This window comes from Vibrio sp. 10N.261.51.C6 (assembly GCF_041471785.1).
Taxonomy (GTDB): Bacteria; Pseudomonadota; Gammaproteobacteria; order Enterobacterales; family Vibrionaceae; genus Vibrio; species Vibrio crassostreae_C.
In genome coordinates this window covers 25489-40256 of sequence record NZ_JBFRPB010000028.1, presented here as the reverse complement: position 1 = coordinate 40256, position 14768 = coordinate 25489, and the positions used below count along the sequence as shown (strand labels likewise).

At 44.8% G+C, this 14768-nt stretch carries 10 protein-coding genes and 1 pseudogene; 3 read left to right on the top strand and 8 right to left on the bottom strand.

Annotation, left to right across the window (positions count from 1 at the left end; all coding sequences use genetic code 11):
* Nucleotides 1–18: 18 nt before the first annotated feature.
* The 4 genes from AB4375_RS07665 to AB4375_RS07650 all read right to left on the bottom strand — a co-directional run bounded on the left by AB4375_RS07665 (nt 19) and on the right by AB4375_RS07650 (nt 4637).
* The gene (locus tag AB4375_RS07665) at nt 19–1785 is read right to left on the bottom strand and encodes a sodium:solute symporter family protein (RefSeq protein ID WP_136979158.1); all 1767 of its coding nucleotides are present in this window, start codon (nt 1783–1785) and stop codon (nt 19–21) included.
* An 849-nt stretch (nt 1786–2634) separates the two neighbouring features.
* Nucleotides 2635–3261, bottom strand: a complete 627-nt coding sequence (locus tag AB4375_RS07660; RefSeq protein WP_017061486.1) for a bifunctional 4-hydroxy-2-oxoglutarate aldolase/2-dehydro-3-deoxy-phosphogluconate aldolase — start codon at nt 3259–3261, stop codon at nt 2635–2637.
* A 73-nt stretch (nt 3262–3334) separates the two neighbouring features.
* Complete coding sequence (locus AB4375_RS07655) at nt 3335–4267, bottom strand: sugar kinase (RefSeq protein ID WP_017061485.1); 933 nt, start codon at nt 4265–4267, stop codon at nt 3335–3337.
* A gap of 34 nt (nt 4268–4301) precedes the next feature.
* Nucleotides 4302–4637 carry a cupin domain-containing protein gene (locus tag AB4375_RS07650; protein WP_009846518.1) on the bottom strand — a complete coding sequence of 112 codons (336 nt, stop codon included), beginning with the start codon at nt 4635–4637 and terminating at the stop codon, nt 4302–4304.
* 333 nt (nt 4638–4970) lie between these two features.
* Between AB4375_RS07650 and AB4375_RS07645 the strand changes: the two genes are divergently transcribed.
* Nucleotides 4971–7169, top strand: a complete 2199-nt coding sequence (locus tag AB4375_RS07645) for a heparinase II/III family protein (protein ID WP_372051287.1) — start codon at nt 4971–4973, stop codon at nt 7167–7169.
* 2 nt (nt 7170–7171) lie between these two features.
* Nucleotides 7172–9325, top strand: a complete 2154-nt coding sequence (locus AB4375_RS07640; RefSeq protein ID WP_372051286.1) for a heparinase II/III family protein — start codon at nt 7172–7174, stop codon at nt 9323–9325.
* Nucleotides 9326–9604: 279 nt separating this feature from the next.
* Here the strand turns inward: AB4375_RS07640 and phnE (AB4375_RS07635) are convergent.
* The 4 genes and pseudogenes from phnE (AB4375_RS07635) to phnD all read right to left on the bottom strand — a co-directional run bounded on the left by phnE (AB4375_RS07635) (nt 9605) and on the right by phnD (nt 13236).
* A pseudogene (phnE, locus tag AB4375_RS07635) lies at nt 9605–10435 on the bottom strand (phosphonate ABC transporter, permease protein PhnE).
* A 10-nt stretch (nt 10436–10445) separates the two neighbouring features.
* Nucleotides 10446–11321 (bottom strand): phosphonate ABC transporter, permease protein PhnE, encoded by an 876-nt coding sequence (gene phnE, locus AB4375_RS07630; protein WP_372051285.1) that lies wholly within the window; start codon nt 11319–11321, stop codon nt 10446–10448.
* Entirely contained in the window at nt 11318–12136 is an 819-nt protein-coding gene (gene phnC / locus AB4375_RS07625; RefSeq protein WP_372051284.1) for a phosphonate ABC transporter ATP-binding protein, read from the bottom strand. Before phnC ends, phnE (AB4375_RS07630) begins: the two co-directional genes overlap by 4 nt.
* A 143-nt stretch (nt 12137–12279) precedes the next feature.
* A complete protein-coding gene (gene phnD, locus AB4375_RS07620; protein WP_372051283.1) occupies nt 12280–13236 on the bottom strand; it encodes a phosphate/phosphite/phosphonate ABC transporter substrate-binding protein in 957 nt (318 codons plus the stop codon).
* Between the two features lie 265 nt (nt 13237–13501).
* Between phnD and AB4375_RS07615 the strand changes: the two genes are divergently transcribed.
* Nucleotides 13502–14221 carry a FadR/GntR family transcriptional regulator gene (locus AB4375_RS07615; RefSeq protein ID WP_017061478.1) on the top strand — a complete coding sequence of 240 codons (720 nt, stop codon included), beginning with the start codon at nt 13502–13504 and terminating at the stop codon, nt 14219–14221.
* Nucleotides 14222–14768 lie beyond the last annotated feature (547 nt).

The following is a 14768-nucleotide window of genomic DNA, read 5'->3' as shown; positions in this document are numbered from 1 at the left end:
AGCTGTTTAGCTGTTTAGCTATTTGGCAACTGACTCGTTGTTCATCTTAGCCGGAGCTTTAGATGCGTTAACCAGTAGGATACCAACGGTTAGTACCATCGAACCACATAGTAGGAACAACAAGCGTCCTGTTGGTTCGTTTGGAATCAGAGCCATTGCTAGGATACCGAAACCTGCTGTGCTGATAAGCTTACCAAGCATTGAACGCTGTTTAGTATCTAGGTTTTGTTGCTCTTCACCTTCCGCTACAAGCGGCGTGTTCCAGTTAGTGAATAGTTGGTCAACTTCTTTCTCACGCTCTGGCGATAGGCCTTTGTAGAAGCGAGAAGTCATGATGAAGTAACCACCTGTGAACACTACGTGAGCAGCTAAGCTAAGACCTACTTTCAAGTCGCTCCATTCACGGCCTGTAAGCGCTGTTTCTAGACCAAATAGGTTCTCGATGTCTTCTGCTTGCAGAGAGATACCGAAGATGTAAGAAACGAAACCACCAACCACTAGAGTAGACCAACCAGCCCAGTCAGGTGTCTTACGAATCCACATACCTAGTAGGACAGGGATAAGCATTGGGAAGCCAATCAACGCACCTACGTTCATTACGATATCGAACAAGCTTAAGTGACGCAGAGAGTTAATGAATAGACCAATCGCAATGATGAAAATACCCATCATGATAGTCGTTATCTTACTTACAATAACCAGCTCTTTCTGAGTCGCATTTTTACGAAGAATCGGGCTGTAGAAGTTCATTACAAAGATACCAGCGTTACGGTTCAAACCTGAATCCATAGAAGACATCGTTGCAGCGAACATTGCTGACATAAGAAGACCAACCATACCTGCTGGCATTACGTTTTGTACGAATGCTAGGTAAGCAGCATCACCGGCTTTGTCGCCCATTGATGTGTATTGCTCAGCGAACTCAGGCATGAATGCACTTACGTACCAAGGTGGTAGGAACCAAATTAGTGGACCAACAACCATAAGGATACATGCTAGGCCCGCCGCTTTACGTGCGTTTTCACTGTCTTTTGCACATAGGTAACGGTAAGCGTTGATGCTGTTGTTCATTACACCGAACTGCTTCACGAAGATGAATACAACCCAAAGGATGAAGACGCTCATGTAGTTTAGGTTGTTACCTAACATGAAGTCACCGTCGAAGTTAGCAACGATGTTAGTTAAGCCGCCACCGTGGAAGTAAGCTGCTACCGCACAAGTGATTGTCACGGCCATGATTACAAGCATTTGCATGAAGTCAGAAGCAACAACCGCCCAAGAGCCGCCCGTTACTGCCATCAATACTAGAACCATACCCGTTACCACAATGGTAGCTTCCATTGGGATATTGAATACCGCTGCTACAAAGATAGCTAGACCGTTTAGCCAGATACCTGCAGAGATAAGGCTATCCGGCATACCTGCCCATGTGAAGAACTGTTCAGACGTTTTACCAAAGCGCTGACGAATAGCTTCGATCGCCGTTACCACACGAAGTTGGCGGAACTTTGGAGCGAAGTACATATAGTTCATGAAGTAGCCAAAAGCATTGGCTAAGAATAGGATTACAATAACGAAACCGTCATTGAACGCGCGTCCTGCGGCACCTGTAAACGTCCATGCTGAAAACTGTGTCATGAAGGCAGTTGCACCAACCATCCACCACAACATTTTGCCGCCCCCTCTGAAGTAATCACTTGTAGAGGTGGTGAACTTACGGAACATCCAACCAATCGCGATTAAAAAGAAGAAGTAGGCGAGAACAACAAAAGTATCAATAGTCATCTTTTCAGCCTTTTAAATATCATAATTAACTGGGCTTAGATTAACGCGTCCCAAGGTTTATTTGTACTACAATATGTCTTTAGTATGATCTAGGTCGCATTGATTTTTCTAGTGCCAATGTGTGATCGTGTAAGTATTTGTTTTAATTGAATTTAAATGTGAGTGTATTTTGTTTGAGATCTAAAATAAATTGAGGGGTAAATGTTTATATGTATTACAATATAAACAAGGGCGCTTACTTTGCCGTATCTATAAGATTTTAATTATAACCGTAACAAATGTGCTACAAATCGATGTGTTGTGCGACGACATTCACGTTAATTTGGAACTCTATACTGAAAATTTTTGTATTGAGATTTCAAGTGTAGCTCATTGTTTTCACTTCGCTATTTTCTGTTTATCTGCGGCCATGAAGCCTTTCTATGCTATTTATTCATCATAGAGGTGCGTATTTGGAATTTTTGTCACTGAGTGGGCGTTAAACTGGACGACGGGACACTCTTTCGGCTCACTTTGTCTATTGTGGTCTTCAGTGCATGCTATGAGAAATGTTTGACGACGTATTGAAAAGGAATATTGTCGGATAAAGGGATGGATAAGGAGCTGGATAAGCGGTAGGGAGCACCAGTAACGCTTCGCTAGATGCATACTGAGGTCGCTTGAAAGCCTTACATTACTCGTTCTTGCCCGTCTTAGTCGTGGAGCTGTACGAGGCCATAGGGAGAAAGGCGATAGGGTGTGGGGGAAACAGAACGTTGATTTAGCGTGTTTACGGTTAGTCAGCGCAATAAACGCCAGATAACAAAAAGCCCCACCGAGGTGAGGCTTCATCACTCAATCTAAAATAGATTAAGCGTTAACGTGATCAACTGCGTCACGAACAAGCTTGCCTAGTTCTTCCCACTTACCTTCGTCGATAAGGTTAGTTGGAACCATCCAAGTACCGCCACACGCAAGTACAGAAGGGATCGATAGGTATTCATCAACATTCTTCAAGCTTACGCCACCAGTAGGCATAAATTTAACAGGGTAAACCGCTGTTAGTGCTTTAAGCATACCAGTACCGCCAGAAGGTTCAGCAGGGAAGAACTTCAACGTGCGAAGGCCCATTTCCATTGCTTGTTCCACTAGGCTTGGGTTGTTAACACCCGGTACGATTGCAACGCCTTTATCGATACAGTATTGAACAGTGCGCGGGTTGAAACCTGGGCTTACGATGAAATCAACGCCAGCTTCGATAGATGCGTCAACTTGCTCGTTAGTCAGTACAGTACCTGAACCAATTAGCATGTCTGGGAATTCTTTACGCATGATGCGAATCGCTTCGATTGCACATTCTGTACGTAGCGTGATTTCTGCACATGGCATGCCGTTTTCAACAAGTGCTTTACCTAGAGGGATAGCGTCTTCAGCACGGTTGATAGCGATTACAGGAATTACTTTTAGGTTTGCTAGTTGTTCATTTAATGTAGTCATGAATTCTTTCTCACGTTAAATGTGGGCTTGCTTTCAACTAAGCAAACCCTTGATTAATAGTTAAAGTGCGTAATTATAGAGACAGATCAGGCGTCGCTTCTAGAGGAATGATAGCACCTGGATGCTGAATCACAGTCCCTGCCACAATATGACCTGCTAACGCTGCATCACGTGCATTGCCACCGCTTAAGCGCTTAGCTAGGAAGCCCGCGCTGAACGAGTCGCCAGCCGCTGTAGTATCAACAATGTTGTCTACTGGGTTTGGAGCAACGTACTGAGCGCTTTGGCTTTCAACTACTAAGCAGTCTTTAGCACCACGTTTAATGATGATCTCTTTCACACCAGATTCAGACGTACGTGCAATACACTGTTCAATGCTTTCGTCGCCGTACAACTCTTGCTCGTCATCGAACGTCAGTAGAGCCGTGTCAGTGTACTTAAGCATCTTCAAGTACCAAGAAATCGCTTCTTGTTGACTTTCCCAAAGTTTTGGACGGAAGTTATTGTCGAAGAATACTTGGCCGCCTTGCGCTTTAAATTTGTCTAAGAAGTTGAATAGCTGCGTGCGTCCATTCTCTGTCAAGATAGCAAGCGTAATACCACTTAGGTAAACCGCATCAAAAGAGAATAACTTATCAAGTAGAGCAGGCGTGTCTTCCTGGTCAAACATGAACTTTGCTGCAGCATCATTACGCCAGTAGTGGAAACTGCGTTCACCAGTTTCATCGGTCTCGATGTAGTAAAGCCCTGGTTGTTTGTGATCAAGCTGAGCAATTAAGCTAGTGTCGATACCTTCCGCTTGCCACTTTTCTAACATGTCGGTACTGAATGGGTCAGTGCCTAGCGCTGTTACGTAGCTCGTGTTGATATCTTGCTCTTTTGTTAAGCGAGACAAGTAAAGTGCAGTATTTAGTGTATCGCCACCGAAACTTTGCTTAAGCCCGTCTTGTTTCTTTTGTAGCTCAACCATGCACTCGCCAATGACCGCGATGTTTAATGATTTCATATGCTTACCTTAGCAACTGAGGTTGCGCTAGTTATTATTTTAGGAAATCTTCACGCGCAGGGTTGAAGATATCAAGAAGGATGCTGTCTTGCTCTAGTGCAACGGCACCGTGCATCATGTGTTTACGAGCGAAGTAAGCATCACCTTCTTTAAGGACTTTCTTTTCGCCTTCAATCTCAGCTTCGAAGCTGCCACGAACTACGTAACCGATTTGGTCATGGATTTCGTGAGTATGAGGGTGGCCAATCGCGCCCTTATCAAAACATAGGTGTACTGCCATTAGATCGTCAGTGTAAGCAACGATTTTACGCTTAATGCCGCCACCAAGTTCTTCCCATGGGTTTTCATCTAGGATAAAGAAAGAGTTCATTGTGTATCTCCTAATCTGTTTAAATCTTTTAAGTGTTACTTAACTTGCATCCATCATAAGGGAATGAGCTCAATTGTAATACAATATATCTAAATTTGTGTGATATTGATCAAGCGATACTTCATATAGCGTAAATAAATCAACAACTTAATAAATGGCTGATATTTACCATTAGTCAGCTACATCAATGACTTATGACTAATAGTGTGACTCTACTCATCATTTGGCGACGAATAGGTATAATTAAAGCTCATATTGTATTACTTTATATGGAGTTTGAAAATTTAATCAAAGTTTAAGCAGATAAACTCTTTATTGAGGGTGACAAAGAATATGACGACTAAACCAGTATTGTTGACTGAAGCAGAAATCGAGCAGCTTCATCTTGAAGTGGGCCGTTCTAGCTTAATGGGCAAAACCATTGCAGCGAACGCGAAAGATCTAGAAGCATTCATGCGTTTACCTATTGATGTCCCAGGTCATGGTGAGGCTGGTGGTTACGAACATAACCGCCATAAGCAAAATTACACGTACATGAATCTAGCTGGTCGCATGTTCTTGATCACTAAAGAGCAAAAGTACGCGGACTTTGTTACAGAATTACTAGAAGAGTACGCAGACAAATACCTAACGTTTGATTACCACGTACAGAAAAACACTAACCCTACAGGTCGTTTGTTCCACCAAATCCTGAACGAACACTGCTGGTTAATGTTCTCAAGCTTAGCTTACTCTTGTGTTGCTTCAACCCTGACACAAGAACAACGCGACAATATTGAGTCTCGTATTTTCGAACCAATGCTAGAAATGTTCACAGTTAAATACGCACACGACTTCGACCGAATTCACAACCACGGTATTTGGGCTGTAGCCGCTGTCGGTATTTGTGGTCTTGCTCTTGGCAAGCGTGAGTACCTTGAAATGTCAGTGTACGGCATTGACCGTAACGACACTGGCGGCTTCCTAGCGCAAGTTTCTCAGCTGTTTGCACCGTCTGGCTACTACATGGAAGGTCCTTACTACCACCGTTACGCGATTCGCCCAACTTGTGTATTCGCGGAAGTGATCCACCGTCATATGCCTGAAGTGGATATCTACAACTACAAAGGCGGCGTGATTGGTAACACAGTACAAGCGATGCTGGCGACGGCTTACCCGAACGGTGAGTTCCCGGCTCTGAATGATGCTTCTCGTACTATGGGTATTACAGACATGGGTGTTCAGGTTGCAGTAAGTGTTTACAGCAAGCATTACTCTTCTGAAAACGGCGTAGACCAAAACATTCTTGGTATGGCGAAGATTCAAGACGCGGTATGGATGCATCCATGTGGTCTTGAGCTATCTAAAGCCTACGAAGCAGCTTCTGCTGAGAAAGAAATCGGCATGCCTTTCTGGCCAAGTGTTGAATTGAACGAAGGCCCTCAAGGTCACAACGGCGCGCAAGGCTTTATCCGTATGCAGGATAAGAAAGGCGACGTTTCTCAACTTGTTATGAACTACGGCCAACACGGCATGGGTCACGGTAACTTTGATACGCTGGGTATTTCTTTCTTCAACCGTGGTCAAGAAGTACTGCGTGAATACGGCTTCTGTCGTTGGGTGAACGTTGAGCCTAAATTCGGCGGCCGTTACCTAGACGAAAACAAATCTTACGCTCGTCAAACAATTGCACATAACGCAGTAACGATTGATGAAAAATGTCAGAACAACTTTGACGTTGAACGTGCAGATGCAGTACACGGCTTGCCACACTTCTTCAAAGTAGAAGACGAGCAAATCAATGGCATGAGCGCATTTGCTAACGATCATTACGAAGGTTTTGACATGCAACGCAGCGTGTTCATGCTAAACCTTGAAGAATTAGAATCTCCGCTACTATTAGATCTTTACCGTTTAGATTCTCAGAAAGGCGGTGAAGGTGAGCATCAGTACGACTACTCACACCAATATCAAGGTCAGATTGTTCGCACTAGCTTTGAATACCAAGCAAACAAAGAGCTGAACACGCTAGGTGAAGACTTCGGTTACCAACACCTATGGAACGTGGCAAGCGGTGAAGTGAAGGGCACAGCACTGGTAAGCTGGCTACAGAACAACACCTACTACACGTGGCTAGGTGCAACGTCTAACGACAATGCTGAAGTTATCTTTACTCGCACTGGCGCTAACGACCCAAGCTTCAACTTACGTTCTGAGCCTGCGTTCATTCTACGCAGCAAAGGTGAAACAACACTGTTTGCTTCTGTTGTTGAAACGCACGGTTACTTCAACGAAGAATTCGAGCAATCAGTTAATGCACGTGGTGTTGTGAAAGACATCAAAGTAGTGGCTCACACCAATATCGGTTCGGTAGTTGAGATCACCACAGAGAAATCAAACGTGACAGTGATGATCAGCAACCAACTTGGCGCGACTGACAGCACTGAACACAAAGTAGAGCTGAACGGCAAAGTATACAGCTGGACAGGCTTCTACTCAGTAGAAACAACTTTAAACCCAGAATTAGCAAGCAGAGCAGAGCAGGGGAAATAATAATGAGCTATCAACCACTTTTACTTAACTTTGATGAAGCAGCAGAGCTTCGTAAAGAACTTGGCAAGGATAGCCTTTTAGGTAACGCACTGACTCGCGACATTAAACAAACTGACGCTTACATGGCGGAAGTTGGCATTGAAGTACCTGGTCACGGTGAAGGCGGCGGTTACGAGCACAACCGTCACAAGCAAAACTACATCCATATGGATCTAGCGGGCCGTTTGTTCCTTATCACTGAGGAAACTAAGTACCGTGATTACATCGTTGATATGCTAACAGCGTACGCGACGGTATACCCAACACTTGAAAGCAACGTGAGCCGTGACTCTAACCCTCCGGGTAAGCTGTTCCACCAAACGTTGAACGAGAATATGTGGATGCTTTACGCTTCTTGTGCGTACAGCTGCATTTACCACACTATCTCTGAAGAGCAGAAGCGTCTTATCGAAGACGATCTTCTGAAGCAAATGATCGAAATGTTCGTTGTTACTTACGCACACGACTTCGATATCGTACACAACCACGGCTTATGGGCAGTGGCGGCGGTAGGTATCTGTGGTTACGCGATCAACGATCAAGAGTCTGTAGATAAAGCACTTTACGGCCTGAAATTGGACAAAGTAAGCGGCGGTTTCCTAGCGCAACTTGACCAACTGTTCTCGCCAGACGGCTACTACATGGAAGGTCCTTACTATCACCGTTTCTCTCTGCGTCCAATCTACCTGTTCGCAGAAGCGATTGAACGTCGTCAGCCAGAAATCGGTATTTACGAATTTAACGATTCAGTGATCAAGACAACGTCTTACTCAGTATTCAAAACTGCATTCCCAGACGGCACATTGCCTGCTCTGAACGATTCATCGAAGACGATTTCTATCAACGATGAAGGGGTTATCATGGCGACGTCTGTGTGTTACCACCGTTACGAGCAGACTGAAACTCTGCTTGGTATGGCTGATCACCAAAAAAATGTTTGGGTTCATGCTTCTGGTAAAACACTGTCTGATGCGGTTGATGCAGCAGACGACATCAAACCATTCAACTGGGGTAGCCTGTTTGTAACAGACGGGCCTGAAGGCGAAAAAGGCGGCGTAAGCATCCTTCGTCACCGTGATGTGCAAGACGACGACACAATGGCGTTGATCTGGTTTGGTCAGCACGGTTCAGACCACCAGTACCACTCTGCGCTAGACCATGGTCACTACGATGGCTTGCACCTAAGCGTATTCAACCGTGGCCACGAAGTGCTGCACGATTACGGCTTCGGTCGTTGGGTAAACGTTGAGCCTAAGTTTGGCGGTCGTTACATCCCGGAGAACAAGTCTTACTGTAAGCAGACGGTTGCTCACAACACAGTAACGGTTGATCAGAAAACGCAGAACAACTTCAACACAGCATTGGCTGAGTCTAAGTTTGGTCAGAAGCACTTCTTCGTAGCAGACGACCAGTCGCTACAAGGTATGAGCGGCACAATTTCTGAGTACTACACTGGCGTAGACATGCAACGCAGCGTGATTCTTGCTGAACTACCTGAGTTCGAAAAACCGCTAGTAATTGATGTGTACCGCATCGAAGCTGACGCTGAGCACCAGTATGACCTACCAGTTCACCACTCTGGCCAGATCATCCGTACTGACTTTGATTACAACATGGAAAAAACGCTTAAGCCGCTAGGTGAAGACAACGGTTACCAACATCTATGGAACGTGGCTTCAGGCAAAGTAAACGAAGAAGGTTCTTTAGTAAGCTGGCTACATGACAGCAGCTACTACAGCCTAGTAACTAGCGCGAATGCGGGCAGCGAAGTGATTTTTGCTCGCACTGGTGCTAACGATCCAGACTTCAACCTTAAGAGTGAGCCTGCGTTCATCTTACGTCAGTCTGGTCAAAACCACGTGTTTGCTTCTGTACTAGAAACGCATGGTTACTTTAACGAGTCTATCGAAGCCTCTGTAGGCGCTCGTGGTCTGGTTAAATCAGTGTCTGTTGTTGGCCATAACAGTGTCGGGACTGTTGTTCGCATTCAGACTACTTCTGGTAACACTTACCACTACGGTATCTCAAACCAAGCTGAAGACACGCAGCAAGCAACTCACACTGTTGAGTTTGCTGGTGAGACATACTCGTGGGAAGGATCATTTGCTCAACTGTAAATGATCAACACACATACCATTTAACGATGGTGTGTACTGATGTGGTGCTTTGCGGGAACGAAGCATCACATTGAATTCAGTCGTGATTGCAAAATCGTTCGTTGATACCAACAACGACTGAATACATCGGGAATAAGTCAAACCGAGTAACTCACTGCGAGTTACTCGGTTTTTTTATGCGTGTAGGAAACAGAATAGAACGTTTCAACAAACGAAAAGCCTACTCAGTGAGTAGGCTTTGATCTTAGCTAACCGTCTATTTGACGTTGTTTTTATTATTTAGATAAGGGCTTTTCTTGCTTTGGCTGCCACCCATTCGGAGAAGATGACCGTCACTAGAATCGCACAGAAAATCACAGTCACTTGAGGCCATGCCAGCATTGCCATCGACTCTTGCAGTTTTAAGCTGATACCGCCAGCGCCGAGCAAGCCTAAAACTGTAGACTCACGAATATTGATATCCCAACGGAACAAGCTCGTGCCGATGAAGCTTGGCATCACCTGAGGAAGAATGCCGTAGTTCAATACTTGCAGCGGAGAAGCTCCGGTCGATTGGATTGCTGACATCTGTGTTGCGTTCACTTCTTCAATCGCTTCGTACATTAACTTCGCCACGAAGCCAATTGAACGTAGCGCTATCGCAATGATACCGGCTAACAAGCCTGGGCCGATGATTGCTACCAATAACAATGCCCAAATTAACGAGTTAATTGAACGACTTGCCGCGATGATGAACAGCGCGATAGGTCTGATAAACGTCATGCTTGGCGTTGTATTACGTGCAGCTAAGAACGCTACTGGAAACGCGAGTACGATCCCTCACAGTGTGCCAAGTGTCGCGATGTTAATGGTGTCCCACAACGGGCTCCAAAGTGAATCTAAGTAGCTCCATCTCGGCGGCCACATACGTGAAGATATATCAGCAAGTTGATTCGGTGAGTCAGTCACAAAGTACCAAATCGTATCTTTGTTCATGACTTGCCATGCGAATACTGTCAAAGCAACAAAGCAAAGCCAGCCTAGCCAAAGCATGAGGCTCTGTTTACTGTCGTAACGCTGCCATTGGGTACGATTGATGGCGCTTGTCGGTGTTTCATTTAGCGTGCTCATTGGTCGTTCCTTACTGCACATGCTTACGGATGATGGTTGAAAGGTATTCACACAACATCACAATCACGATAATAATCAATAGAATAGCGGCTGCTGCGCTGTATTCGTAACGGTCCATTGCTGTGTTTAACGTTGCGCCGATACCACCTGCGCCAACAATGCCAATCACGGCTGACTCACGAAAGTTGATGTCGAGTCGGTACATCGAAAGTCCGATGAAGCGCGGCATTACCTGCGCTTGAATCGCGTAATTGACCTGTTGTAACCAACTCGCGCCCGTTGCGCGCATTGCGGTGAGTGGTGCTGGGTCAATGGCTTCAATTTCATCAGCAAACAGTTTTGCGAGAAAGCCGATGGTGGCGAAGGTGAGCGTGACAAAGCCCGCAAACGTACCAAAGCCAAATAGAGCAACACACAGAATCGCTACGATGATTTCTTGTAAGCTACGCGCAACCGAAATAAACGCACGACAGAATAAGTAAACAGGCGTAGGGGCAAGGTTTTTCGCTGCGCCTAATCCGAATGGGATTGAAAGAAGGACACCCGCCACGTTCGATGTCAGGGTCATGGTTAAACTTTCAATCAAACCTTGTGAGATGTTGTTCCATCGGCCACCAAAATCTGGGTTCATGAAAGCCAAAATGAACTGCCAGCCGCGTTCGCTGCCTTCGTAAATTCGAGTCCAGTTGACGTGTACCGACTGAGTCGCAAGGTACAAGTAAACCGCGACAATGATGATTAAGCTCCAGCGCAGCCATGGGCTAGAAATCAGTGGCGGCTTTGTCCACTGTGTCGGGTATTGTTTGGAATTCTGTTTTCCTGACTTTAAATGTTGTTGTGCTGACTTTAAATGCTGATGAGCTTGATTTGGATATGGTTGAGTCATATTGTTGCCTCAGATAGGCGAGGGCTTGTGATGATGAGGTCATCGGCCTCTTCTTCTGCTTGTTGACTCCAGTCTTCTTCACCGTAGATTTGCGTTAAAACATCTTCAGTGAGTAGGTTTGGTTTGTCATCAAATACGACACAACCTGCATTTAAGCCGACAACACGGTCAACAAACTGCTTTGCTAATTGAACATCGTGAATATTGATGATGGCAGGGAGCTGTTGCTCTGAACAAATCTCACTGTTCAGTCGCATGATTTGGCGCGCTGTACGTGGATCAAGTGCGGCCGTTGGTTCATCAATCAACAGTAATTTCGGTTTCTGAGCAAGTGCACGTGCAATACCAACACGTTGACGCTGACCACCCGACAGAGCATCGGCCCTTTTATTGGCGTGTTCTAACAACCCAACACGGTCGAGTAGCGCATAAGCGGCTTGGTTATCCGATTCAGGGAAACGACGAGTAAAGCTCTGCCAGAAGTTCACGTAACCCAAACGCCCTGAAAGTACGTTTTCCATCACCGTTAAACGCTCAATCAGCGCGTACTCTTGGAAAATCATCCCGATTTCACGGCGTGATTGTCTCAGTTGTCGCTTAGACAGCGTTTCTAGATTGGTATTGGAAAAGATCACTTCGCCGCTGGTGGGCTCGGTGAGCCGATTAATACAACGGATAAGCGTTGATTTACCCGCACCAGATGGACCAATTAAACCAACCACTTCACTGGCATTGACCGACAAGCTAACGTTGGTAAGGGCTTTATCAGAACTGGAGTAGTGCTTGGTAAGCCCTTTAAGGGTAAGAGTAGACATAGAATTCCTATAAGAGCGGTGTACTAAGAGTTCGCCTGAGACAGGCATGGAAAGTAAACCGGAAAGAGTGGTGAATAACTGCAGGCGATTACACCTGCAGTTAGTTTTATCGGTGTGTGATTGGCTTTTTAGTTCGGTTGAACTTAGCTACACGTGTAAGAGACTTTGTTTGCCGTATCGATAGTGCGGATCACTTCCCAGTGCTCTTGGTAAGTGATCGGAACGAACTTCGCTTCACCGTTACGCTCAAATTCTTCTTGAAGCTTTGTGCCTTCCCAGTCGAAAGTGAAGAACGCTTTTTGAATCTTCTCTTGAAGCTCTGGTGTTAGGTTGTGCGCTGTGCCGTAAGCTGTTGTTGGGAAGGTTTGTGACTTGTAGATGCTCTTGATTTGACCTTCTTTCACGACTTCACGTGAAAGCATACGGTTCAATACTGAGTTAGCGACGGCTGCTGCGTCATAATCTTTGTGTGCCACACCCAAAATAGAGTTGTCGTGCGCGCCAGAGAAAGCCGGTTTGAAATCACGTTCAGGTTGAAGCTGGTATTCAGCGTCCAAAATCGCAGAAGGTGCTTTGAAGCCAGAGTTAGACGTTTGTGATGTGAACGCTAGGTTCTTATCTTTTAGGTCTTCCACTGTCTCAATGCCAGAACCAGGGTAAGTGATGATTTCCATTTCGTAACCGAAAGAGCCATCTTCTGCAGCCATCATTGTGAATGGGGCAAAGCCAGCACAGTTAACCGCCAGTGGTGTAGAACCTGTGTTGAAACCTGCGATATGTAGGCGACCTGAACGCATTGCTTCAATTTGAGCAGCGTTATTTTGAACAGGGAAGAAACGAACCGTCTTTTCCGTTGTTTTTTCAAGGTGGCTCAAAAACTCGCTCCACACATCAGCGTATACTGCAGGATCTTCAACTGGCGTATAAGCAAAAATTAGCGTGTTTGGATCCACCCATTGTGATTCATCTTGAGGAACATCAGCAACCAAGTTGCCAGAGCGATCTTCGTATCGTGTATCCATTGCTAATGCAGAACCAGAAAAAATCAGCGCAGCAGTAATAGCGCTCTTAAGCGTGAGATTTGTTTTTGTCGGTTTCATTATGTCAGTCCAATTGAGTGATTTGTTGGAAGGAAGTATAGGAATCGAGGATGACAGAACCGATGCCTTTTGATGACGGATTTATGAATGGTGTAACATAATGTTTCTAGCGGTATGGAGTCAGATGCTTTATAAGTGTTTGATTCATTGAGTAAATTAATAGGTCACGACTCGTTGCTAATTTACTCAATTGGCGCTAGGTTGAAATCCTGTTATAGTAATCCTTAAATAATACATAAACATAACATATAAAATAAGTGAACTTATGGTTAGCACTTTTAATTCAATCTCGGGCTCGAAGCGCAGCCTGCACGTGCAAGTAGCGCGTGAAATCGCTCGTGGAATCTTGTCTGGTGAACTGCCACAAGGTTCTATTATTCCTGGTGAAATGGCGCTGTGTGAACAGTTTGGTATCAGCCGTACGGCACTTCGTGAAGCCGTTAAACTACTGACTTCTAAAGGTCTGTTAGAGTCCCGCCCGAAAATCGGTACTCGTGTAGTAGATCGCGCATACTGGAACTTTCTTGATCCTCAACTGATTGAATGGATGGATGGTCTAACCGACATAGACCAATTCTGTTCTCAGTTTTTAGGCCTTCGCCGTGCGATTGAACCTGAAGCGTGTGCATTAGCTGCAAAATTTGCGACTGCTGAGCAACGTATCGAGCTTTCAGAGATCTTCCAGAAGATGGTTGAAGTGGATGACGCAGAAGTGTTTGACCAAGAACGTTGGACAGACATCGATATTCGTTTCCATAGCTTGATCTTTAATGCGACAGGTAACGATTTCTACCTGCCATTCGGCAATATTCTGACGACCATGTTCGTTAACTTCATCGTGCACTCTTCTGAAGAGGGCAGCACATGTATCAATGAACACCGTAGAATCTATGAAGCGATTATGGCTGGCGACAGTGAAAAAGCTCGTACAATGTCAGCCGCTCACTTGCAAGACGCTAACCACCGTTTAGCCACTGCAAGCTAAACACGGTTTTCAACTTCATTTGAACCAATCAAAAAGGTATGCCAAGTGCATGCCTTTTTTGTTTTTAGAAAGCGTGTTGCACCATGTGTGGCACTGTTTTGGTTCACCCTCGCTTAACTCCTTCTTAAGTCAGTTCTTTCTTGTATACGCCTAGCGGTCGTTCTCTTTACCATCAAAATAAAAATAATATTACGCTCGATATTCGTTTTAGACACTCTCGACCCCCAAATAATTATGCGTCATCCATGATTTTTCATTTTTGTATATTTTGAATCTACCATCGTTTGAACTGGATATGCCTCTTCTATATTGATTAATTTAAGTAGAATTCTAATGAAATTATCCACTCTCAATAGATAAAAAACGCTGGTTTATTGTGTGATAAATGAGGGTGATTTAGCTCTGATTTGGCTTTTATTATTTTTGAGGATTTTATATTTATATGTGTTTGGTTGTATTTGTTAATAAGTGTGCAAAGTCTCACTTTCTCATAAGTCTTTGATTTTAATGGGTGTGATGTTCTTTGGCCTTGTTTTTTGAGTTTTTA